A 23,166-nucleotide genomic window follows, 5' to 3' on the forward strand; every position below is an offset into this window, starting at 1 on the left:
ATGGAAGCCGCAGCAATTGCGTTGCCGCGGTCCGCAGTTGCCGAACCGGGCGTCGATCAGTCGGCTGCGGCGAGCTGTCCGCAGGCGCCGTCGATATCGGATCCGCGGGTATCGCGGATCGTCGTCGGAATGCCCTGATCGATGAGGCGGCGGACGAATTCGTCGGCGACCTCAGGTTCCGAGGCCGTCCACACCGAGCCCGGAGTCGGGTTGAGCGGGATCGGGTTGACATGGACCCAGCCCCGTCCGCGGGCATTGAGTTTCTTGGCCAGCAGTTCCGCACGCCACGCGTGGTCGTTCATGTCCTTGATGAGCGCGTATTCGATGCTCACCCGCCGTCCGGTCACCTGGTAGTAGTTATAGGCGGCGTCGATGGCCTCATCGGCCTTCCAGCGCGTATTGACCGGGATCATCTCATCGCGCAGTTCGTCATCAGGTGCGTGGAGGCTGAGCGCGAACGTAACGGGGATGTCTTCGGCGGCGAGCTTGTTGATGCCGGGCACGAGACCGACCGTGGAGATCGTGATCCGCCTGGCCGACATGCCCAGTCCTTCGGGGCTCGGTCCGACGAACCGGCGCACCGCGTTCATCACTCGCTTGTAGTTGGCCAGGGGTTCGCCCATTCCCATGAAGACGATGTTCGAGACCCGTTCGGGGCCATTCGCCGAGGCGGCCGTGGCCTCCCCGTCGAATGCGGCTTCTCCCGCCGCTTCGTCTTCGTCGGCTTCCGCGCCGAGCGCGGTCTCTCCGGCACCGGGCATATCCGACTTCGGGGCTTCGGCGAGTTCGCCGGCGGCTATGACCTGGTTGGCACGCACGACCTGTTCGACGATCTCGGCCGTGGACATGTTCCGGGTCAGACCCTGCTGGCCGGTGGCACAGAACGGGCAGTTCATTCCGCAGCCGCACTGGCTGGACACGCACAGGGTGACCCGGTTGCGGTAGCGCATGAGCACGGACTCGACGAGAGCTCCGTCGAAGAGGCGCCACAGGAACTTGATGGTGTCGCCGTTCTCGGTGCGCAGGCGGCGCACTTCGGTGAGCAGGTGCGGGAAGAACCGTTCCTGGATCTCTGCCCGTTTGTCCTTGGGCAGGTCCGTCATCGCCTCGGTGTCGGTGACATAGTGGCTGAAGTAGTGGGTGGAGATCTGCTTGGCCCGGAAAGCGGGCAGTCCCATCTCCTTGACCGCGTCGACGCGTTCGTCCATCGTCATATCGGCCAAATGCTGAGGAGGCTGCTTGACCCGTGCGGACTTGAAGTTGAGAAGGGGACGGCCATCGCGCATCGGGGTCTTCGATGTCGTGCCGTCGGCATGTTCGACGACGGGCCTGGTCTGCCTTCTGCCTGCTTGAGAACTCACACGGCCATTGTCTCATGTTCGCTGCACGGCTGTCGTGTGTGAGCCGCCACGTCGGGCAGGTGCGAACCGGACAGGGTCAGAGGCAGCCGGGCAGCCGAGTCGGCGGGCCGGTCAGAGGTAGCCGGGCAGGACCGAGAAGAGAACGAGCGCGACCGGTGCGGTCGGCAGGATCGAGTCGAGTCGATCCATGACACCGCCGTGGCCGGGCAGCAGGGTGCCCATGTCCTTGAGTTCGAGGTCGCGTTTGATCATCGATTCGCTGAAGTCGCCGAGAGTGGCGAAAGCGGGGATGACGGCACCGATGACCAGACCGGTCCAGAACGGAGCGTCGACGACGGTGACGGCGAGGATCGTTGCGACCACTGCGGCGAAGACGGTCGAGCCGAGGTAGCCTTCCCAGGACTTCTTCGGAGAGATCCGCGGGGCGATGGGGTGCTTGCCCCACAGCACGCCGAAGACGTAGCCGCCGGTGTCGGAGGCGACGACCGCGGCGAGGAAGATGATGACGTAGAAGTTGCCGTCCGGCTGGGTGAGGATGTAGACGATGAAGCAGGCCATGAGGCCGACATAGGTGAGAGCGAAGAGGGAGAGCGAGACGTCTTTGACTGCGTTCTTCCGGCGCTCGACCATCGTGAAGAGCATGACTGCTCCGGCGCTGGCGGCGAAGGTCACCCAGAGCGCTTCGCGGCCCCCGATGAACGTGGCCACGACCATACAGGCTGCCGACACCATGGTGGGCACGCGGGAGACGAGGGAGCCGGAACGTGACAGAGCGTTCGCCAGCTCCCACATTGCGGCGACGATGCCGACAAGGACGATGAAGAGGAACGAGATCGGCAGGAAGATCAGAGACGCGAGCACCACGCCGCCGATCAGCAGTCCCATGCCGATCGCGGCCGGCAGGTTGCGTCCGGCTCGACCGTAATCCTTCGGTTCAGGTTCGGAATCGGTCGCAACCGCCTCGGCGGTCGGATTCGATTCCGGGTCGTCAGGCGAATACGGCTTGTCCGAGTTGCGCAGGTCTCGACGTTTCGGGAAAGGGGTCTCAACCCGCGCGGCCTCGCCTGACGGATCCGGCTCCCCGAGGGGAGCCGGGTCTGTCGCGGGGCTGTCGGACCCTGTCACGGCGATCATCAGACCTCGAGCAGCTCAGCTTCCTTCTGCGCAAGCAGCTTGTCGACGTTCTCCACCTTGCTCTTCGTCAGATCGTCGAGCTCGGAGATGCTGCGAGTGACCTCGTCCTCGCCGGCTTCGCCGTCCTTCTTGATACGTTCGAGAGTCTCCTTGGCGTGACGACGGATGTTGCGGATGGAGACCTTGCCGTCTTCGGCCTTGCCCTTGACGATCTTGACGTATTCCTTGCGGCGTTCCTCGGTGAGGTCCGGGAGGACGACGCGGATGACGTTGCCGTCGTTGGCGGGGTTCGCGCCGATGTCGGAGTTGCGCAGAGCGTTCTCGATATCGGTCAGCGTGCCCTTGTCGTAGGGGGTCACGAGAATCGTGCGTGCCTCGGGCGTCTGGAACGAGGCGAGCTGCTGCAGCGGTGTCGGAGCGCCGTAGTAGTCGATCTCGATATCGGCGAACAGTGCGGGGTTGGCACGGCCGGTGCGGATCGACGCGAAGTCCTCCTGCGTGAATTCGACGGCCTTGTCCATCTTCTCTCTGGCTTCGGCCAGTGTCTCTTCAATCACGGTTGCCTCTTTCCCTCTTCTTAAAGCTTTGGGTTCATTCTATGGGTCATCACTGAAAAATGCCGCACCGAATCATCGCAGGAGTGTTCTCACCTGCGTGGATGCCAGGCGGCCGACCGCCTCGATGGAGACGGTCCCCCGCCTTGAGGATCCGCCTGCGTTCAGCGTCGGACCGCCTCGGTGGGGGTGGGTCTCAGTGGACGACCGTGCCGATCTTCTCACCGATGATGGCCTTGCGCAGGTTGCCCTCGCCTTCCATACCGAAGACGTGCATCGGCAGCTTGTTGTCCATGCACAGGCTGAAGGCGGTCGCGTCGACGACTTTGAGGCCTCGCTGCAGGGCGTCTTGGTAGCTGATCTCGGAGATCTTCTCGGCCTTCGGGTCGACCTTGGGGTCGGCGGTGTAGACGCCGTCGACACCGTTCTTGGCGATGAGGACCTCATCGGCATGCACTTCAAGTGCGCGCTGGGCGGCCACGGTGTCGGTGGAGAAGTACGGGAGTCCGGCGCCGGCGCCGAAGATGACGACGCGGTTCTTCTCCATGTGCCGCATGGCACGGCGGGGAATATACGATTCGGCGACCTGCGACATGGGGATAGCGGTCTGCACGCGGGTGTCGACACCCGTCTGTTCGAGGAAGTCCTGCAGTGCCAGGCAGTTCATCACGGTGCCGAGCATGCCCATGTAATCGGCACGGGTGCGGTCCATGCCGCGCTGGGAGAGTTCGGCTCCGCGGAAGAAGTTGCCGCCGCCGACGACGATGCTGACCTCGACGTCCTCGGTCGTGGGAGCGACCTCGCGGGCGACTGCGGCCACGACGTCGGGATCGACGCCGATCTTGCCGCCGCCGAAGACCTCGCCGGAGAGCTTGAGCAGAACGCGGCGCCGATGGGAGCGCACCGCGCGGCTGGCGTAGCTGGATTCGTGAACAGGGGTGCTTGTCATGGAGTCCTTCTTCCGTGCGGGCAGGTCTGTACCCGGTGGGATCGTCACTGTGATCGGGCGTCTGGGTCAGTTTAGCGAAAAACGGGGCCGGACCGATTGGTCCGACCCCGCTCCTCGGGTGAGTTCTCACTCACTCGGTGAACCTGGGAAGCAGAGATCTGTCTGCTTCACGGTCAGTGGTGAATCAGGCTCCGACGCGGTAGCGCAGGAAGCCGGTGGCCTTGACGCCGGCAGCCTCGAGGACCTTGGCCACGGACTGCTTGGGATCCTTGGCGAATCCCTGGTCGAGCAGGCAGTTCTCCTTGAAGAAGCCGTTGACGCGACCCTCGATGATCTTCGGCAGAGCCTGTTCGGGCTTGCCTTCGTTCTTCGCGGTGTCTTCGGCGATGCGGCGCTCGTTCTCGACGAGGTCGGCGGGAACGTCTTCGCGGGAGAAGTACTTCGGGGCCATAGCGGCGATGTGCACGGCGACATCGTGTGCCACGGTCTCGTCGTCACCTTCGAATGCCAGCAGCACGCCGACCTGCGGCGGCAGGTCCTTGTTGGTGCGGTGCAGGTAGGAGGCGATCTTGGAGCCTTCGACACGGCCCACGCGACGCAGTTCGACCTTCTCGCCCAGCGAGGCACCGGATTCGGTGATGAACTGGGAGACGGGCTTGCCGTCGGTCTCAGCGGCGAGGAGAGCCTCGGCCGAATCGGCCTTGTTGGCCACGGCAAGCTCGAGGACCTCTTCGGAGAGCTTGACGAACGGTTCGGACTTCGCAACGAAGTCGGTTTCCGAGTTGAGCTCGATCATGGTGCCGACTCCGCCTTCGACGGAGGTCGCGACCAGACCGTCGGAGGTCGAGCGGCCTTCGCGCTTGGTGGCGCCCTTGAGGCCCTTGATGCGCAGGGCTTCCATGGCCTTCGTCTGGTCGCCGTCGGACTCGTCGAGAGCCTTCTTGACGTCCATCATTCCGGCGCCGGTCTTCTCGCGCAGTGCCTTGATATCAGCGGCAGTGTAGTTTGCCATTCCTTCTCCTCAGGATGGTGGAGTTAAACGAAATCAGGACTCGGTCGACTCGGTGGAGTCGGCAGCTTCAGCGGCCGGAGCGGCTTCGGCGTTCTCGGCGTCGGCCGCAGGAGCAGCCTCAGCGGCAGGAGCGGCTTCTTCGGCCGGGGCAGCAGCCTCGGTGCCGTTCTCTTCGGTCTTGCCTTCGAGGAGCTCGCGCTCCCACTCGGGCATGGGCTCGACGGCGGAGACGTTCTTCTCACCGCTGGCGTCGTCCGAGGAGTGGCGGGCGATGAGGCCTTCGGCCACGGCGTCGGCGACGACGCGGGTCAGCAGCGAGACGGAGCGGATGGCGTCGTCGTTGCCCGGGATCGGGTAGTTGACGTCGTCCGGGTCGCAGTTGGTGTCGAGGATGCCGATGACCGGGATGCCCAGCTTCTTGGCTTCGTCGACCGCGAGGTGTTCCTTCTTGGTGTCGACGATCCAGACGGCCGACGGGGTGCGCTGCATGTCGCGGATGCCGCCGAGGGTCTTCTCGAGCTTGTCCTTCTCGCGACGCAGGATGAGCAGTTCCTTCTTGGTGTGCGAGGAACCTGCAACGTCGTCGAAGTCGATCTCTTCGAGTTCCTTGAGGCGGCGCAGACGCATCGAGATGGTCTGGAAGTTCGTGAGCATACCGCCGAGCCAACGCTGGTTGACGTAGGGCTGACCCACGCGCTGAGCCTGCTCAGCGATGGATTCCTGGGCCTGCTTCTTGGTGCCGACGAAGAGGATCGAGCCGCCGTGGGCCACGGTCTCCTTGACGAATTCGAAGGCGTTGTCGATGTAGCCCAGCGACTTCTGCAGGTCGATGATGTAGATGCCGTTGCGCTCGGTGAAGATGAAGCGCTTCATCTTCGGGTTCCAACGACGGGTCTGGTGTCCAAAGTGAACGCCGCTGTCGAGCAGCTGGCGGATGGTGACGACGGCCATGCCGACGCCCTCCTTTCTGTGCACCCTCAGGGTGCTTTTACGTCACGCGCGCGTCGATCGCTCTCAAAGCGAACCTCTGAGGGTCCGCATCGATTCGATCGACGGGATGCGTCGATGACATTTTCGGTTGATTCCTGGTACCCGGTTCGTCCGCCCCACAGGCACACCTGACGGCTGCCTGCACCATGGGAAGGAGAAGAATTCGGATACGCGTAGTCAGAAGACACGCTTCTGCTGGGCTTAAGTCTATCCCGGTTGGGCAAGTCATTTCCAATCGAGAACGATCCCTCGCCGAGGCGGCCCGCCGGGCCGTATCGTCGCACCGACTCGTACGTCGACGGGTGGGGATCGATGGGTGCGGGCGAGTGTCGGAGCGCAGGGTCCCGTCGGGCGTGTGGAGCCGGATTGCCGTCGATTCGGTGCACTCGACCATCGCTTCCTGTGGACGGTCGCCGCACTCGAACGTCTTTGGCTTGTGGGTGGAGGCAGCTCGTCCACAGGGGTGATACTCACGGGTGACACGACCGCGCCCTAGGCGTTTGCATGCTCCCATGACTCACTTCGCGTTCGACCGTCTCCGCCTGCTGCTCCATCTCCGAACGAGACGCTCAAGCCTCGGCTCACCGCAGTCACTGCTCCTTGCCGTGATCATCGCAGCGGCGCTTGTGCTCACGAGCACTCCCCCGACGGCGAGCGCCGCCTCCGGGCCTGCGTCGACACGGACACAGGTCAGCCTTCAGAGGAGCGCACCGACGAACTGGGTCACCCCGGTGCCGGCGATGGAGATCATCGAAGCCTTTGATCCTCCGGACAAGCCGTGGCTCAAGGGGCATCGCGGAATCGACGTGCTCGCTGTCGTTGGCGAACCGCTGCGGGCACCGACGGAAGGGACGATCCGCTTTGCCGGCACGGTGGCGGGGACTGCGACCGTCAGCATCCTCACCGAGTCCGATCATGTGCTCACGTTCCAACCGGCCGCGACGTCGTTGAAGAAGGGTGAGGGATTTGCCGCCGGCGAGAAGATCGGCACGGTGGGCAGCGGTGGCCACTGTCAGCGTTCGTGCCTGCATATAGGAGCATGGCCGGCCGCGAGCGATCAGAGGTACGTCGATCCGGACAAGTTCTTCGGCCAGGAGCAGTCGGCACTTCTGCCTCTGTCACGGAAGCCCGCGAAGGAACCGAAAGGCGGCGGAGATTCGGCCACCTCCGGTGCCGGAGCGTGGGGCGGTCACAGCAATGGGCAGATTCCCGCCTCGGCGATGTGCCAGTTGGAGTCGGCCCCCGGGCAGATGCTGCGCTGCGATGCTCAAGCGGCTTTCGATCGGCTCTCGTCGGCGTTCGAGGCTCGGTTCGGCGCCCCGATCTCGGTCACCGATGCTTACCGGGACTACGCCACGCAGGTGATCCTCAAACGGCGAAAGGGGCGGATGGCGGCGACACCGGGAACGTCGAATCACGGGTGGGCGCTGGCCGTCGACCTCGGCAGCGGGATCAATTCCTTCGGCACCGCGCAGCATCAGTGGATGCGGGCGAATGCGCCGAAGTTCGGGTGGATTCATCCCGGTTGGGCACGGCAGACGGGGTCCCTGCCCGAGCCCTGGCACTGGGAATTCCGGAAGTAGGAGGCCTCGGCCAGGCCGACGCTTCCGCCATGACTCTGCCGGCCAAATCCGTCTCTGTGAGTCTCAGGCTCGCGGGTGTGCTCGCCGGTAGGTGTCCTGCAGACGCTGCATGGATACCTGAGTGTAGATCTGGGTGCTGCTCATCGTGGAGTGGCCGAGCAGCTCTTGGATCTGACGCAGGTCGGCACCGCGGTCGAGCATGTGTGTGGCCGCAGAGTGTCGCAGTCCGTGTGGTCCGATGTCCGGGGCGCTGGGGTCGTCGGAGCCGTAGTGGTGAACGAGTTCGCGCACCTGCCTGGCGCCGATGCGTCCCCCGCGAACGCCGAGGAACAGTGCGTCGCCGCTGTGAGGACCGGTGAACAGTTCGCGGGCGGCGAGCCAGTCGTCGAGGGCTCTGCGTGCCGGGGTCCCGAACGGGACGCGACGTTCTTTGTTGCCCTTGCCGAGCACGGTGATCATCGATGCGCGGTGATCGATGTCGCTGCGGTCGAGTCCGGTCAGCTCCGAGACACGCACCGCAGTGGCGTAGAGCATTTCCAGGATTGCGGCATCGCGGATGCGTTTGGCCGCATCGAGTGGATCGTTCTTGCCGTGCTGTGCGGAATCACCCGTCGTGGTGTCGTCTGCAGCCGGGTCGCTCGTCGAGGAGTCGTCTGCCATCAAGCCACTCGTATCCATGCCGTTGTCGGCGCTTCCCCCTTTCCGTCTCCGCCCCACGCCGGTGACTCCGGTTCGGTGGTTCTCGGCGGCGGAGATGAGGTCAGCGGCCTGCTGAGGTTTGAGCACCGTGGGTAGGCGGGAGTCCTTCTTCGGAGTCCGCAGACGCGCGGCCGGGTTGTTCGGCAGTCCCAGGTTGCTCACACCGTAGGCGAAGAAGGAGCGCACTGCCGCGATCTTGCGAGCCACCGTCGATTTCGCGGCACCGGCATCGTCCAGGGCGATGAGCCAGGACCGCAGATCGTCGAGTTCGATCGCAGCGATGTCGATCCGTGCGCCGGATGCCGTCGTGAGGTGCCCCTCTCCGCTCCCCTGTCGGAGCTTCGTCGAGTGCACGGCGTGATCGAGGAAGTCGGAGACGTCGGCGACGTAGGCTCGGGCGGTGTGTTCGGAGACGTCACGAGACCTCAGGTGGTCGGCATAGCCTGACACAACCTCGGCGACGGTCGATGATGTGCTCACGTCCCCAGGATACGCGGCGCCGAAGGACGCCGCCGTTTTCCGTCGGCCATCAGGCGTCAGGTGTCGGCCATCAGGCCTCAGCTGAGGATGAACGGCAGCCGTTCGCCTATGTCGCCGAGGACCGATCTCTGCGCCGCGTCCGGTGGTCGTCGTCCCGTGCCGATGAGCAGTGCTTCGGCATCGGTCAGTTCCGCGGGGATCGTCGCCCCGATAGCGTCCTCGAACATCGTCCGGCTTCGAGCGACGCAGCCTGTCGGCGGAGTCGGCGCATCCGGCAGGTGTGCGATGAGATCGAAGTGGTGAAGGGTCCATTCGAGGACATACGCGTTGAGGAAGTCTCCGATCGTGAGCACCATGTGCTGGGTCTCCACCCGTCGTTCGGGGTCGGCGAGCCGAGCGGCCCGGTCGGCGGCTGTGCCCACATCGTCGAGGTGGAACTTCAGCAGCTGCGGGGCCTCATAGGCGGCAGCCAGTCGCGGGATGAGCGCGTCGAGGGGATCATCCCCGGTCGGCGGGAAGTCTGTGACAGTCCAGTAGGTTGCTGAGTCGTGGGTCGGTGCGCCCTCGCTCGGTGTCACGAGGGTGATGAGGACGTCCTGGGCATCGATGATGAGGTGGCACACGAGGTCTTGGACGCGCCACCTGGCACAGCCGGAGGCTCGCCCGAAGTCGCCGTCACGCAGTCCGGCGACGGTTCTCAACAGTGCTGTCCAGGCCTGAGAGAAATGGTCGGCGGGAGAGTCTGTGCTCACGTCCTCAGGATACGCGGTCTCCGCGGCGGACTGACGGTCATCGCCGGCATCAGGAGCGCGGTCTGCGCAGCTTCACCCATCCGGTGTCACGGCGTGCGGCCAATCCGGTCAGGTCGAGCGCGGTGAGAGAGTTGAGCGCATCCGCGATCGTCAGCCCTGCCCGGGAAGCGATGGTGCCGACGTCGAGCGGCTTCGACACGGTCAGCGCATTCAGACAGATCTTCTCCCGCTCGTCGAGCCCTTCGCGGGGATCGAAAGACGGCGGGCGTTCTCCACTCCCCACCGCAGCACTGAGCACGGCCGTGTCGAAGAGTGCCGGGGTGTCATCGTCCATGAGCGCGATGACGTCGTCGCTGCAGGTGACGAGTTCCGCTTCGTGTTCGCGCAGGAGCTTGTGTGCTCCGGTCGAGGACGCCGAGTACACGGACCCGGGGAAGGCCGCGACCTGGCGGGAGAGTTCGAGGGCATGCCGGGCGGTGTTGAGTGCCCCGCTGCGCCAGCCGGCTTCGACGATGACGCTCACCTGCGACGAGGCGGCGATGAGTCGGTTGCGCAGCAGGAACCGGTGGCGCATCGGCGTCATTCCGGGTGCAGTCTCGGACACGATGGCACCGGTGGCGAGGATCTGTTCGAACAGTTCGGCGTTCGCCGCCGGGTAGAAGCGGTCGACTCCCCCGGCCATGAATGCCACCGTCGGCGATTCGCGGGCGATGGCGGCACGGTGGGCGGCCGCATCGATGCCGAACGCGCCGCCGGATACGACGGTGATTCCGCGAGCGGCAAGATCCCACGCGAGGTCAGAGGCGCATTTGGTTCCGTAGTTGCTGGCTGCTCTGGCCCCGACCACGGCAACGGCACGAGTCAGTGCGGCGCTGAGGGAGGCTGCTCCTCTCACCCATAGGCCCAGTGGCGCTGCAGGGCCGAGGTCGTCGAGCATTCGGGGCCACTCATCGTCATCGGGAATGATCAGTCGGCCGCCGATTCTCGCGATCTTGTCCAGGTCGCTCCCGACCGCGTCGGCTTCGCCGGCTCGCACAGCCCACCGGTCGATGGCCGCTGGCAGCTGACTGTGTTCGGCCGCCTCGGTGCCGGTGTCGGCCAGACCTTGGACAGCATCGTGCGCGGTGGTCTCACCGCGACCGACGGCCGTGATGATCGACAGAGCGGCGACCGGGCCGATTCCGTCGACGAGCTGTCTGAGCAGTCCGTCGCCGGGCTCACCGATGCGCAGCAGTGAGGCGATGGCCATGCGTACGTCCTCATGTGTGTTCACGGTCATGACTCCTGTGTCCGCAAGGCGAGCGCCATTCTCATCGTGTCGGGGTCGGGACCCTGCTTTCCCGCCAGGTCGGCCAGAGTGGTTGCGACACGCAGCACCCTGTCATAGCCGCGCATGGTGATCCGGCCGGTGTCGAGTGCCCGGTCCAGGTCCGTCAGGTCTTTCGGTGTGAGTGCGAAGTGTTCGCGCAGCCAGGTTCCGGGCGCTTCAGCGTTGAGCCTCCAGTCGCAGCCGGCGAATCGTTCCGACTGTCGCTTCCGTGCGCCTGACACGCGGGCGGCCACCGTGGTGCTGGTCTCCTGGTCCCCGCCGAGCCGGATGTCGGCGGGAGAGACGGGGAAGAGCTCGAGCTGCAGGTCGACGCGGTCGAGCAGCGGCCCGGAGAGCCGATTGCGATAGCGGCGTTTGTCCAGAGGGGTGCACCGACAGTCCCCGCCGGCGCCGGCCATCCCGACTCCGCAGGGGCAGGGGTTTGCGGCCATGATGAGCTGGAAGGATGCCGGAAGCACCATCGATCCCCAGGCGCGGTGGATGTGGACGCGACGGGATTCCATCGGCTGTCGCAGGGCTTCGAGCACATCGCGTGAGAATTCGGGTGCCTCATCCATGAACAGAACCCCGCGGTGGGCTCGGCTGAGGACTCCGACCGTTCCGGGGCGGCGTCCGCCGATGAGCGCCGAGGCGGTGCTGCGGTGATGGGGTGCCTCGAACGGCGGGCGGTGATCGAGTCCGTCGCTGCCGTCGAGTTCTCCGCGCAGGGAACGGACGGTGGCGACTTCGACGGCTTCGTCGTCGTTCAGCGGCGGCAGGATTCCGGGCAGGCATTGGGCCAGCAGCGTCTTGCCCGCGCCGGGTGTTCCGCGCATGAGCAGGTTGTGGCCACCTGCCGCGGCGACTTCGAGGCCGAAACGTCCTTCGGCCTGTCCTTGGACTTCGCTGAGGTCGTGGAGTTCCGGGTTCACGGGGACGGGCCGATCCATTTCGAGGACGGCAGGCAGTGCGGGTACGGCCATCGATCCTCCGTAGGCATTGACCACCTCGGCCAGCGAGGCGACCGGGAGGATTCTTGCCCGTCCGATGAGTCCCGCCTCATCGGCATTGCCGATGGGGACGACGAAGCGGTCGAACCCAGCTTGCAGCGCTGTGTGCAGGGACGGGAGCACCCCGGTGACGGGACGGATTCTGCCGTCGAGTCCGATCTCACCGCAGTGGATGACGCTGCCTGTGTCGTCGTTGGAGATCAACGAGAGTGCTCTGAGCACGGCGACGGCGATGCCGAGGTCGAATCCGGTGCCGATCTTCGGAACCGTTCCCGGGGTGAGGTTGATCGTCAGGTGTTCTGTGGCGACTGGTTTGCCGAGATAGGACAGGGCCGCACGAAGGCGCTTGCGTGATTCGCTCACCGAGGCATCCGGCAGTCCGACGATGTCGATTCCCGGCAGGCCCGCGCTGACGCTGGCTTCGATCGACACGATCTTCCCGGTCAGTCCCCACAGAGCCACGGCGGAGGCCCGCCCGATGATGTGCGCCGAGGATGCGGGTTCGACTTCGTCGGCCTCGACCGGCTCGACCAGCTCCGGCGGATCGACCGGATCGCCCGACGGTTCCTCCCGTCCCAGGGTCTCCTCACTCACGAGTCGACCTGGATGTTCGGGCAGTGGAAGTACTGGACGCGCGGTTCCATGATGATTCCGAGTGCGTCGATGCGCGTGGCCGGAAAGTATTCGTCCTGCCCGCTCAGCCAGAACCCTGCCAATGTGCGGATGCGGGCGAGCTTGTTTCGGGTCACGGCCTCCAACGGTGATCCGAGCATGGCCGTGCGACGCGTCTTGACCTCCACGAAGACCGCGGTGTCACCGTCGCGGGCGATGATGTCGAGCTCACCGCGTGGGCACCGGAAGTTGCGTTCGAGAACGACGAGTCCAGCGTCTTCGAGGAACGCAGCGGCGAGGTCCTCTCCTCTGCTGCCGAGCGCCTGCTTGCGCAGGCCCTTCACGGTCCGCGTGCTCTTCGACGCTCGTGTCCGACCGGGTGTTCGTATCCGTCCCATACCGGTCAGATGACCATGCCGGCAATACTTCAGGGAAGAGCAGAAAAAAGGCCTGTGGACGAGGCCGCCTCATCCACAGGCCGAGGACGGTCGAGTCAGTGCCTCGTCCACAGCAATCGGTGCAAGGGTCAGTGAGCCCAGGGTTCGCCGGTGGCCCCGGCGCCCCGCCTCAGCCGCGGATCGCCGTCGGCGGTTCGAGATCGGACTTCGCGATCTCTTCGATATTGACGTCCTTGAACGTCAGCACGTGCACAGTCTTGATGAACCGTGCCGACCTGTAGCTGTCCCACACCCACGCGTCGCGCAGGGTGAGTTCGAAGTACACGTCGCCGGCATCGTTGTGAGCCTTGAGGTCGACGTGGTTGGCGAGGTAGAACCGGCGCTCGGTCTCGACGACATAGGCGAAGAGACCGACGACGTCCCGGTATTCCTTGTACAGCGCAAGCTCGAGTTGTGCTTCGTAGTCGTCAAGATCATCGGCGCTCATAACAGGCCCTCCTTCGCTCCTGAGTCCGCGGTCAGGCGGAAGCTTCTCCGGTGGTGGATGCTGGGTCCGAGTTCGGTGATGCCCTGTCGGTGCTTCACCGTCCCGTATCCCACGTTCGATTCCCAACCATAGTGCGGATGGGCCTCCGCGAGTGCGATCATCGTCTCGTCGCGTGCCACTTTCGCCACGATGCTCGCCGCCGCGATAGCCGGAACGGAGCCGTCCCCCTTGATCACGGTGCGCACAGGCGGCAGTTCGAGGTCGACACAGTCACCGAATGTCCCCAGGCAATCGAGGGTGAGTGGGGCCGAAAGCCAATCGTGTCGACCGTCGAGGAGCACCATCGTCCGGCCCGGGAATTCCCTCGCCGAGGCGGCCGTTCCGTTGACATCGGCACCTCCCGAACCGTTCCTTTCGAAACCGCCCGAACCGTGCCTGTCGGTACGAGCGTCCGCCCATTCGCGCAGCATCGAGATCATGGCGCGACGTCCGGCGAGGTTGAGCGCCATCGTCATCCCCACCTCGTCGAGCTCGGCCGGCGTCGACGATCCCACCGCCGCGGCGGTCGCCCACGACCGCACGCGGTCGGTGGCCTCCTGCCTCGACTGCGCGCTCAGCTGCTTCGAATCATGGATGCCGGCGGGCACCTCGGCGGCGGTGAGAATGCGCAGATCGAACAGGGCGACACCGACGCTGACGGGCCCGGCCAGGGCACCACGGCCCACCTCGTCGACGCCGATGACGTAGTCGAATCCCTCGCTCAGCAGCTCCCGTTCGACGCTGAGGTCGGTCAGTCCACGTGCGGCCATCAGTTCCCGCTGAGTCCCTCGGCGGTGTCCGGTACGTCCGCGAAGACCTTGTCGGGTGTCGAGACCCAGCTGAAGTGCTTGAACGGCCAGTTGATGAGGAACACGGTGCCGACGACGTCGTCTTCGGCCACGAAGGGGTCGGTGTCCATGTGGTAGCGCGAGTCGGCGGAGTTGCTGCGGTTGTCGCCCATCACCCAGTAATGGCCTTCGGGCACTGTGACTTCGAATTCGACCTCCGAGGGAGCGGTGCCCTCATCGAGATAGGTTTCGTCGATCGGTTCGCCGTTGACCAGCAGGCGTCCCTCGGCGTCACAGCATCTGATCGTGTCGCCGCCGACGCCGATGACCCGTTTGATCAGCTGATTGCCCGAGTCCGCGGGAGCCAAGCCGATGAATTCGAGGACCGGGTTGGGCGTGTATTCGGCGGTCTCGGCGGCCGAGAGCCAATGGTCCGGGTCGTCGAAGACGATGATGTCGCCGCGGTCGGCGGGTCCGAAGCGGTGAGCCAGCTGGTTGACGAGCACCCGGTCATCGACCTGGAGAGTGGTCATCATGGATTCGGACGGGATGTAGAACGAACGGACGACCCACGTCTTCAGGGCCGTCGAGATGAGCAGGGCGACGACGATGATCGCCAGGGTCTCCAGCAGACCGCGCGCGAACCGTTTCGAGGCGGGCGGCGGGGAAGCTTCGGATTCGCTTGTCATTCGTTCGCTTTCACATCGGACCAGGACTGCGGCTGTGGACTGAACCGAGCGTATCAGCACGACTCTCGCCGCACACTCAGCCGCAGTGCAGTTGCGGTGTGTGCGCTCAGTCGATCGAGGAGCCGTGCCCGATCACGGGGCCGATGATCCGGTCGGTGGGGATGAATCCCCCACCGGGCCGTCCCAGCAGCGACCTGGAGTCGGCGGAGTCGTTGCGATTGTCGCCCATCACCCACATGGTGCCCTCGGGGACTTCGATGGAGAATTCCACCGACGAGGCGGGGGCCGGCGCATAGTCCTCGGTCAGAGGCTTGCCGTTGAGCAGCAGACGACCCTTCGCGTCGCAGCATTCGAGGCTGTCGCCGCCGACGGCGATGACGCGTTTGACGTAGTAGACGTCCCGAGGGCCGAGTCCGACCCAGGAACCGATCTTCTGCAGAGGAGTGGGCAGCGCATCGTCGACGAACGATCCGCGGCCGTCGAAGACGACGATGTCTCCGCGTTGGAGGTCTCCACGCAGGGCGTCCGGGCGCCACACCGTGATCGAATCATCGACCTTGAGCGTCGGCTCCATCGAGGCGCTCGGAATAGTGAAGCGCTGGATGACGAATCCGCGGATCGATCCGCCGAGCACGATGATGACGACGACGATCGCCGCGATCGCTTTCCAGAACCGTGCCGAAGACAGAAGACGCGACCCGAAGGTCGCGTCTTCATGTCTGTTCGGCACCGTGTGATCATCGCCCACAGTGCCGGGCAAATCAGGCCTTTTCGCGGATCCGAGCAGCCTTGCCGCGCAGTTCGCGCAGGTAGTACAGCTTCGCACGGCGCACAGCGCCGCGGGTGAGCACCTCGATCTTGTCGACGTTGGGCGAGTGCACCGGGAAGGTACGCTCCACACCGACGCCGAAGCTGATCTTACGGACGGTGAAGGTCTCGCGAACGCCGTCGCCCTGGCGACGGATGACGATTCCCTTGAAGACCTGGATACGCGAGCGCGAACCTTCGATCACCTTGACGTGAACGTTGAGGGTGTCGCCCGGACGGAATTCGGGAACGTCAGACTTCAGCGAGGCTGCATCTACAACATCGAGCTTCTGCATTGTGGTTTCTCCTGTGGCCTCTGCTTCAGGTCGAGGACACGCATATCGGACCGGTGTTCCGGTAACTGGATCGTCTGTCGGGATCTCTCCCCGTCGACCCGCCGAATCGATGCGACGGGCCACCGTGGGCACTCATCCCCCTGAAGCAGGTGAGTGCCAACAAACGCGACGCTCTATTCTGTCACGGTTGAGCGCTCAGACTCAAACCGCTCGAGCGCGGCCAGGTCGTCCTTGCTCAGGTCATCGAGCTTCTCGAGCAGATCCGGTCTGACATCCGCGGTGCGTTCGAGACGTCGGTCACGTCGCCACCTGGCGATCGCAGCGTGGTTGCCGCTGAGCAGGATCTCGGGCACTTCGCGACCGCGCCAGTTCGCCGGCTTCGTATAGATCGGGTATTCGAGCAGTCCGTCTTCGTGGCTTTCCTCGGTCAGCGACTCGGGGTTTCCGATGACGCCGGGGATGAGGCGGGTGACCGCTTCGATCATCACCATCGAGGCGACTTCACCGCCGTTGAGGACGTAGTCGCCGATGCTCATGGGCAGCAGGTCGAAGTGCTCCCCGGCCCAATCGATGACGCGCTGGTCGATTCCTTCGTAGCGTCCGCAGGCGAAGACGAGGTGGTCGCGGGCGGCGAGATCCTCGGCGATGCGCTGATCGAACACCTGCCCGGCAGGGCTGGGCACGATGAGCGTCGGCTTGCCTCCGACTGCCGGACCGGCGGTCCGAGCACCGTCCGCACCTTCGTCCACCGCAGCGCTGCCGCGACCTGCCAGGATGTGCTCGAGAGCCAGCGCCCAGGGTTCGGCCTTCATGACCATTCCCGCTCCCCCACCGTAGGGCGAGTCATCGACGGTGTTGTGCCGGTCGAAGGTGAAGTCCCGCAGGTCGTGGACGCCGAGGCTCAGCTGACCACGATCGACGGCCTTGCCGATGAGCGAGAGCTGCAGTCCGGCGAGGTATTCGGGGAAGATTGACACGACGTCGATCGACATCTGCGGTCCGACCACGTCGGCGCAGGTCGCACCCTGGGTCACCGGGTCCGTTCCGGTCGCCTCGGCGGGGGTGTCGGTGCCAAGCATCGGGGACGATTCGGGCATCGGGGATGGTTCGCTCATTCGGCGTCGAAGAGGCCGGCGGGCGGGGTGACGATGACGCGTCCTGAGTCGATGTCGACATCGGGCACGATCTCGGTGACGAAGGGGATGAGCACAACGTGTCCGGCGGTGTGCTTCATGTGGAGCAGATCCTGGGCGGTGCCGTTCGTGACGTCGACGATCTCGCCGACGAGGGCGTCGTTCTCATAGACCTTGAGGCCGATGAGGTCGTCGAGGTACCAGGCGTCGATTTCGTCTTCGTCCTCATCCGCTTCGGCGAGGATGAGGGTGTTGCGGATCTCCTCGGCGCGGTTGCGGTCGGGGACTTCGTCGAAGGCCAGGAGCAGGCGGTCGCGATGCCACCTCGCCGACTTCAGCGTCAGCAGTCCGATATCGGGATCGGTGGCGAAGGTCGCCCCTGGATTGAGCCGGTCCTCGGGTCGGTCGGTGCGCACCTCGACGGTGAATTCGCCCTTGATTCCGTGCGGCTTGCCCAGCCGGGCGATCACCGTGTCCATACTGCTCCTCGAAGTCTGCTGTCGCTGTCTGTTCGGCCGGCCCTGCACTGAGGTGACTGCGCTTCTGCGGTCGTACGACGGGCCGCCCTGTTCAGGCACCAGTGTAGTCGGCGACGGTTAAGTGAATGCACGAGAGGGGATGCAGCGCACGTGCGCTGCATCCCCTCTCGGATGTTGGAATTACGCCTCGATGAGGTCCACTCGCACCGACTCACGGCCGGCCAGCGAGTTCATCACGGTGCGCAGGGCCTTGGCGGTCCTGCCTGCACGGCCGATGACCCGGCCGAGGTCTTCGGGGTGAACCCGGACCTCGAGGGTCGTGCCGCGCTGCGAAGAACGCGAACGAACGGAGACGTCGTCGGGATGATCGACGATTCCGCGGACCAGATGTTCGAGCGAATCAGGCAACATCTCAGGCTTCAGCGCTTTCTTCAGCGGCCTCAGGCGCGGCTTCGGCTGCTTCCTCGGCCGGAGCCTCGGCAGCTTCAGCGGACTTGCCGCCCTTCTGCGTGATGGCTTCCTTGATCACCGATTCGGCGTTCGGGGCCACGTAGGCTTCCTTCTCCGGCTGCGGCTTCACGGTGTTGACCGCTTCGCCTTCGCCGGTGAACTTCTGCCAGTCACCGGTGAGCTTGAGCAGAGCCTTGACCTGGTCGCTCGGCTGTGCGCCGACGCCGAGCCAGTACTGTGCTCGCTCGGAATCGATCTCGATGACCGAAGGCTCACGGGTCGGGTGGTAGATGCCGATCTGCTCGATGGCCTTACCGTCACGACGGGTCTTCGAGTCAGCGACCACGACGCGGTAGAAGGGTGCACGGATCTTGCCCATGCGGGTCAGACGAATTTTGACTGCCACTTTAGTGGTGTCTCCTTTTGTGTTCTGTGTGCACAGCTGTACCAGAAGAATCGTGGGGTTGATCTGCTGGAAGCCGCGGCTCGGACTATCACTTCGGCGCGGATGAGAGGGCCCGGACCGAGAGCAAAAGTACAAGAGTCAATTGTGCCAGAAGGCTCTACTTCTTGCCACCTGGGAAGATTCCGCCGAAGCCCTTGGGCAGGTTCGCCGGATCGAAGTCCTCGTCCTTGCCCAGATCGACTCCGCCGAAGGCCGAGCCGACCGGGTCCTGGGTCTTGCCCGCCTTCTTGTCCGCCAGCGCCTGCGCCTCCTGCGCACGCTTGGCCGGGTTGCCCGACTGACCGCCCTTGCGGCCCTTCTTCTTCCCTGCGGGTTTCTTCTTCTTGCCACCCGCGGCACCAGGCATTCCGCCCATTCCGGGCATCTGCGGCATACCTCCGCCACCGGGCATTCCGGGCATTCCGCCGCCGCGGGTCATCGACCGCATCATCTTCTGCGCCTGGGTGAAGCGCTCCATGAGCTGGTTGACCGCGGTGACCGTGGTGCCGGCGCCCTTGGCGATGCGGGCACGGCGGGAGCCGTTGAGGATCTTCGGGTTGGAGCGCTCCTGGGGTGTCATCGATCTCACAATCGCTTCGACCCGGTCGACCTCACGCTCGTCGAAGTTCGCCAGCTGCTCCTTGTACTGGCTCATGCCGGGCATCATGCCCAGCATCTTCTTCATCGAGCCCATCTTCTTCAGGCCCGCCATCTGCGTGAGGAAGTCGTTGAGGTCGAAGTCCTCGCCGGATTCGACCTTCTTCTTGAGCTTCTCGGTCTCTTTTTCGTCGAAGTTCTTCTCGGCCTGCTCGATGAGCGTCATGATGTCGCCCATGTCGAGGATCCGGTCGGCCATCCGGTCCGGATGGAACTGCTCGAAGTCCTTCATCGATTCGCCCGTCGAGGCGAACATGATCGGCTTTCCGGTCACCTCGGCGACGGACAGCGCGGCACCACCGCGGGAGTCACCGTCGAGCTTCGAGAGCACGACGCCGGTGAAGTCGACGCCGTCGAGGAACGCCTCGGCGGTCTTCACCGCGTCCTGACCGATCATCGCGTCGATGACGAAGAGGACCTCGTCGGGGTTGACCGCGCTGCGGATGTCCGCGGCCTGCTGCATGAGCTCCTCGTCGATGCCGAGGCGCCCGGCCGTATCGACGATGACGACGTCGTGGAGTTTGGACTTCGCGACCTCGATCGAGTTGGTGGCGACCTGGATCGGATCGCCGACACCGTTGCCCGGTTCCGGGGCGTAGACCACGGCACCGGCACGTTCGCCGACGATCTGGAGCTGGTTGACGGCGTTGGGGCGCTGCAGGTCGGCCGCGACGAGCATCGGCCGGTGGCCCTCGGACTTCAGCCAGTGTGCGAGCTTTCCGGCCAGGGTGGTCTTACCTGCACCCTGGAGGCCGGCGAGCATGATGACCGTCGGCGGCCGCTTGGCGAAGTTGAGTCGACGGGTCTGACCGCCGAGGATGCCGACGAGTTCGTCGTTGACGATCTTGACGACCTGCTGGCCGGGATTGAGTGCGCCCGAGACCTCCTCGGACAGGGCGCGTTCACGGATCCGGCCGGTGAAGGCACGCACGACAGGCAGGGCGACGTCGGCGTCGAGCAGGGCACGTCTGATCTCACGGATGGTGGCATCGACGTCGGCTTCGGACAGCCGGCCCTTCCCGCGCAGATTCTTGAAAGTCGCGGTGAGCCTGTCGGACAGAGAGTTAAACACGTACAAGCCTTCTTCACGATGGTTTGGTCGACTCTCTAGACTAGCAACTCACCCGGGTCCGGCTGAAACCGCGGATGCTGGCAAACCCCCGTGAGCCCCGGTGAGTCCCAGTGAGCCTGCCCCGGGGACAGGAGCCACTCCGACCAGATCACTGGTTCGGCCGCAGGAATCCTGCGGCAACTTCTCAATTCCTTCGCCGAGGCTGCCCGCCGTACGCCACTCGCGAGGCATCCCTCACCGCTAGCGGTTCACCCGACATTTCCTCGCAAAACACGCTGGCAGTCGCATACCCACTCGTTGCACCAAGGCGGACTGCGAGGAGCGGTGAGGGATGCTGCTCGCCGCAGAGGTGATGGCCGAAATTCAGCCGACCGCAGCCGGCGGCCGGGGAAGCCGGCGCTCGGGGAAGCCGGCGCCGGCGGCCGTGGATCACCGGAAGGAGTAGGCCTGCTCCGCGTGCTCGTAGGTGTCGATGCCCTCGAGCTCCTCGCGCGGGTCGATCCGCAGCCCCATCGTCTGCCGCAGCACCAGCGAGATGGCCAGCGTGACGAGTCCGGCGAAGACGATGGCCACGAGGCAGGCGAGCACCTGCGCGATGAGCAGTTCGAGTCCGCCGCCGTAGAAGAGACCGGCAGGCCCGTCCTCGTGTGGGAAGGCGAAGAAGCCGATCATCACGGTGCCGATGATTCCCGCGACGAGGTGGACGGCCACCACATCGAGCGCATCGTCGTAGCGCAAGCGGTTCTTCGCTTCGACGGCGAAGATCGCTCCCGCTCCTGCGGCGATGCCGATGAGCACGGCGGCGTAGGGATCGACGTTGGCGCACGCCGGGGTGATGGCGACGAGGCCGGCGATCGCACCCGAGACGCTGCCGATGCTGGAGGGCCGCGAGGCCCGCAGCCGTTCGATCATGATCCAGGTGATCATGCCGGCGGCCGGAGCGGCCAGGGTGTTGATCCAGATGAGTCCGCCCTGTTCGATCGTCGAGGCGGCACCGCCGTTGAAGCCGAACCAGCCGAACCACAGCAGGGCCGCTCCGAGCACGGTGATCGGAATGTTGTGCGGCTTGTGCGGGGTCGAGAAGCGGGCGCGGCGACCCATGACGACGACGAGGACGAGTGCCGAGATGCCGGCATTGATATGAACGACGGTGCCGCCGGCGAAGTCGATGGCGGGTCCGAACAGGCTGCCGATCGCACCGGATTCGCTGAGCAGTCCGTCGCCCCAGACCATGAACGCCAGCGGGCAGTACACGAGCGTCACCCAGGCGGCGGAGAAGACCAGCCAAGTGGAGAATTTCGCTCGGTCGGCGACGGCACCGGCGATGAGTGCGATCGCGATCATCGCGAACGTCGAACCGTAGCCGATCGAGATCAGCGAGGCGGGGTCGTCGGCGACGGCACCGGTGAGTCCGAGCTGGGACAGCGGATTACCGACGAGCCCGGCGATCGAATCACCCGAGCTCAGGCCGTATCCGTAGAGCACCCAGACGAGCCCACCGACGGCCATTGCGGAGAAGACCATCATCATCATGTTGATCGCCGAGGTGATGCGCGTCATCCCGCCGTAGAAGAACGCCACCCCGGGGGTCATGAGCAGGACCAGCCCTGCCGCGACCATCATCCATACGTTCACTGCATCGAGTTCCATGTCGTCTCTCATCCGTCGAAGCCGGTTCCGGATCGAACCGCGCAGAGACAGTTTCCATGACGCATGTCACAGTGATGATTCGGCTATGTTTCGTGAATATGACAAGCCGGGTCTCACCCAGCAGATACAAGGGTGAGACCCGGCAGAATCCATCCGCAGATTCGGTGTGCGAAATCAGTCGAGCAGCGCGTCGACGAACCCTTCGGCGGTGAATGGCGCCAGGTCGTCCGCGCCTTCGCCGAGGCCGATGAGCTTGACCGGCACTCCGAGCTCACGCTGGACGGCGACGACGATTCCGCCCTTCGCGGTGCCGTCGAGCTTGGTGAGCACGATCCCGGTGATGTCGACCGCCTCGGCGAAGACCTTCGCCTGCTGCATGCCGTTCTGTCCGGTGGTTGCGTCGAGGACGAGGAGCACCTCGTCGATGTCGTGGCCCTCCCCCAGCGGTCGGGTGGCCACTCGTTTGACCTTGCCGAGTTCGTCCATGAGTCCGCGTTTGTTCTGCAGACGTCCGGCGGTGTCGATGAGGACGACGTCGGAACCGTCGGCCTGCCCCTTCTCGACGGCCGAGTAGGCCACCGAGGCGGGATCGGCACCTTCTTCCTTGCGCACGGTTTCGACGCCGACACGTTCACCCCATGTGGCCAGCTGTTCGGCCGCGGCAGCGCGGAAGGTGTCCGCGGCACCGAGCAGCACGGATTTGTCCTCAGCGACGAGCACGCGGGCGATCTTGCCCACCGTCGTCGTCTTCCCGGCACCGTTGACCCCGACGACGAGGATGACGGAGGGGTCACCGTTCTTGCCGGTATCGGCGAGCGAGCGGTCCATCGTCGGATCGACGAGTTTGATGAGCTCTTCGCGCAGCAGCCCGCGGACCTCTTCGGGATCCCGGGTGCCGAGCACCTTGACGCGTTCCCGCAGGCGGTCGACGAGCTCGGTCGTCGGTTCGACGCCGACGTCGGCGAGGATGAGCGTATCCTCGATCTCCTCCCATGCGGACTCGTCGAGGTTGTCACGGGAGAGGAGGTTGAGCAGTCCGCGTCCGAGCCCGCTGTTCGACTTCGCCAGGCGCTCGCGCAGGCGGACGAGGCGGCTGGCCGGTTCGGTGGGGACCTCGGAACCGCGCGCTTCGGCTTTGTCCTTCTCGACCGCCTCGGCGACGTCATCGATGCTCAGCTCACCGGTGACCTCCGCATCGATGCCGCGCCTGTCATCGAGGCCTTTCTTCCGAGCGTTGACGCGCAGCGAGATGCCCACGCCGACGACGAGAGCGAACACGATCGCCGCGACGATGAGCAAGATGATCGGCTGATCCATGGTTCTTCCGTCCT

At 65.0% G+C, this 23,166-nt stretch carries 24 protein-coding genes; 1 reads left to right on the plus strand and 23 read right to left on the minus strand.

Annotated features, from left to right (window positions below):
- Positions 1-56 precede the first annotated feature (56 nt).
- The 6 genes from rlmN to rpsB all read right to left on the minus strand — a co-directional run bounded on the left by rlmN (position 57) and on the right by rpsB (position 5,961).
- Positions 57-1,286, minus strand: a complete 1,230-nt coding sequence (rlmN, locus tag AC239G_RS12310) for a 23S rRNA (adenine(2503)-C(2))-methyltransferase RlmN (protein ID WP_139468950.1) — start codon at positions 1,284-1,286, stop codon at positions 57-59.
- 186 nt (positions 1,287-1,472) lie between these two features.
- The gene (locus tag AC239G_RS12315; RefSeq protein WP_487488982.1) at positions 1,473-2,495 is read right to left on the minus strand and encodes a phosphatidate cytidylyltransferase; all 1,023 of its coding nucleotides are present in this window, start codon (positions 2,493-2,495) and stop codon (positions 1,473-1,475) included.
- Positions 2,495-3,052, minus strand: a complete 558-nt coding sequence (frr, locus tag AC239G_RS12320; RefSeq protein WP_101544639.1) for a ribosome recycling factor — start codon at positions 3,050-3,052, stop codon at positions 2,495-2,497. The genes AC239G_RS12315 and frr overlap by 1 nt, the downstream gene beginning before the upstream one ends.
- Before the next feature lie 193 nt (positions 3,053-3,245).
- Complete coding sequence (gene pyrH / locus AC239G_RS12325; protein WP_139468802.1) at positions 3,246-3,998, minus strand: UMP kinase; 753 nt, start codon at positions 3,996-3,998, stop codon at positions 3,246-3,248.
- A 184-nt stretch (positions 3,999-4,182) separates the two neighbouring features.
- On the minus strand, positions 4,183-5,010 hold the full coding sequence (gene tsf / locus AC239G_RS12330) for a translation elongation factor Ts (RefSeq protein WP_101544635.1): 828 nt from the start codon (positions 5,008-5,010) through the stop codon (positions 4,183-4,185).
- Positions 5,011-5,043: 33 nt separating this feature from the next.
- A complete protein-coding gene (rpsB, locus tag AC239G_RS12335; protein ID WP_101544634.1) occupies positions 5,044-5,961 on the minus strand; it encodes a 30S ribosomal protein S2 in 918 nt (305 codons plus the stop codon).
- A 551-nt stretch (positions 5,962-6,512) separates the two neighbouring features.
- Here rpsB and AC239G_RS12340 point away from each other — a divergent pair.
- Positions 6,513-7,583 carry a D-alanyl-D-alanine carboxypeptidase family protein gene (locus AC239G_RS12340; protein ID WP_487488983.1) on the plus strand — a complete coding sequence of 357 codons (1,071 nt, stop codon included), beginning with the start codon at positions 6,513-6,515 and terminating at the stop codon, positions 7,581-7,583.
- Between the two features lie 63 nt (positions 7,584-7,646).
- Here AC239G_RS12340 and AC239G_RS12345 read toward each other — a convergent pair whose 3' ends face one another.
- From AC239G_RS12345 to ftsY, 17 genes are all read right to left on the minus strand, one after another.
- Entirely contained in the window at positions 7,647-8,762 is a 1,116-nt protein-coding gene (locus tag AC239G_RS12345) for a tyrosine recombinase XerC (protein ID WP_487488984.1), read from the minus strand.
- A 77-nt stretch (positions 8,763-8,839) separates the two neighbouring features.
- Positions 8,840-9,514 carry a maleylpyruvate isomerase N-terminal domain-containing protein gene (locus AC239G_RS12350; protein WP_487488985.1) on the minus strand — a complete coding sequence of 225 codons (675 nt, stop codon included), beginning with the start codon at positions 9,512-9,514 and terminating at the stop codon, positions 8,840-8,842.
- A gap of 49 nt (positions 9,515-9,563) precedes the next feature.
- A complete protein-coding gene (gene dprA, locus AC239G_RS12355) occupies positions 9,564-10,793 on the minus strand; it encodes a DNA-processing protein DprA (protein ID WP_487488986.1) in 1,230 nt (409 codons plus the stop codon).
- Positions 10,790-12,427, minus strand: a complete 1,638-nt coding sequence (locus AC239G_RS12360; RefSeq protein WP_482400480.1) for a YifB family Mg chelatase-like AAA ATPase — start codon at positions 12,425-12,427, stop codon at positions 10,790-10,792. Before AC239G_RS12360 ends, dprA begins: the two co-directional genes overlap by 4 nt.
- Positions 12,424-12,843, minus strand: a complete 420-nt coding sequence (locus AC239G_RS12365; RefSeq protein WP_139908445.1) for a YraN family protein — start codon at positions 12,841-12,843, stop codon at positions 12,424-12,426. The genes AC239G_RS12360 and AC239G_RS12365 overlap by 4 nt, the downstream gene beginning before the upstream one ends.
- A gap of 169 nt (positions 12,844-13,012) precedes the next feature.
- Positions 13,013-13,330 carry a DUF2469 domain-containing protein gene (locus tag AC239G_RS12370; RefSeq protein WP_025777313.1) on the minus strand — a complete coding sequence of 106 codons (318 nt, stop codon included), beginning with the start codon at positions 13,328-13,330 and terminating at the stop codon, positions 13,013-13,015.
- Positions 13,327-14,139: a ribonuclease HII gene (gene rnhB / locus AC239G_RS12375; protein ID WP_482400481.1), complete on the minus strand. Its 813-nt coding sequence runs from the start codon at positions 14,137-14,139 to the stop codon at positions 13,327-13,329. Before rnhB ends, AC239G_RS12370 begins: the two co-directional genes overlap by 4 nt.
- The gene (lepB, locus tag AC239G_RS12380) at positions 14,139-14,846 is read right to left on the minus strand and encodes a signal peptidase I (protein WP_172171301.1); all 708 of its coding nucleotides are present in this window, start codon (positions 14,844-14,846) and stop codon (positions 14,139-14,141) included. The genes rnhB and lepB (AC239G_RS12380) overlap by 1 nt, the downstream gene beginning before the upstream one ends.
- 106 nt (positions 14,847-14,952) lie before the next feature.
- Entirely contained in the window at positions 14,953-15,576 is a 624-nt protein-coding gene (gene lepB, locus AC239G_RS12385) for a signal peptidase I (protein ID WP_482400482.1), read from the minus strand.
- 31 nt (positions 15,577-15,607) lie between these two features.
- Complete coding sequence (rplS, locus tag AC239G_RS12390) at positions 15,608-15,949, minus strand: 50S ribosomal protein L19 (RefSeq protein WP_025777317.1); 342 nt, start codon at positions 15,947-15,949, stop codon at positions 15,608-15,610.
- 173 nt (positions 15,950-16,122) lie between these two features.
- Positions 16,123-16,941: a tRNA (guanosine(37)-N1)-methyltransferase TrmD gene (gene trmD, locus AC239G_RS12395; protein WP_181272055.1), complete on the minus strand. Its 819-nt coding sequence runs from the start codon at positions 16,939-16,941 to the stop codon at positions 16,123-16,125.
- A gap of 119 nt (positions 16,942-17,060) precedes the next feature.
- On the minus strand, positions 17,061-17,561 hold the full coding sequence (gene rimM / locus AC239G_RS12400) for a ribosome maturation factor RimM (protein ID WP_458310317.1): 501 nt from the start codon (positions 17,559-17,561) through the stop codon (positions 17,061-17,063).
- A 180-nt stretch (positions 17,562-17,741) separates the two neighbouring features.
- On the minus strand, positions 17,742-17,972 hold the full coding sequence (locus AC239G_RS12405; protein WP_039210974.1) for an RNA-binding protein: 231 nt from the start codon (positions 17,970-17,972) through the stop codon (positions 17,742-17,744).
- Position 17,973: 1 nt separating this feature from the next.
- Entirely contained in the window at positions 17,974-18,417 is a 444-nt protein-coding gene (gene rpsP / locus AC239G_RS12410) for a 30S ribosomal protein S16 (protein ID WP_139468811.1), read from the minus strand.
- A 157-nt stretch (positions 18,418-18,574) separates the two neighbouring features.
- Positions 18,575-20,185 (minus strand): signal recognition particle protein, encoded by a 1,611-nt coding sequence (gene ffh, locus AC239G_RS12415; RefSeq protein ID WP_458310316.1) that lies wholly within the window; start codon positions 20,183-20,185, stop codon positions 18,575-18,577.
- 429 nt (positions 20,186-20,614) lie between these two features.
- Positions 20,615-21,835, minus strand: coding sequence for an ammonium transporter (locus AC239G_RS12420; protein ID WP_139908450.1), 1,221 nt, complete (start codon positions 21,833-21,835; stop codon positions 20,615-20,617).
- Between the two features lie 174 nt (positions 21,836-22,009).
- On the minus strand, positions 22,010-23,152 hold the full coding sequence (ftsY, locus tag AC239G_RS12425; protein WP_482400484.1) for a signal recognition particle-docking protein FtsY: 1,143 nt from the start codon (positions 23,150-23,152) through the stop codon (positions 22,010-22,012).
- Between the last annotated feature and the right edge of the window lie 14 nt (positions 23,153-23,166).

It is taken from the genome of Brevibacterium sp. Lmc1 (assembly GCF_057654315.1).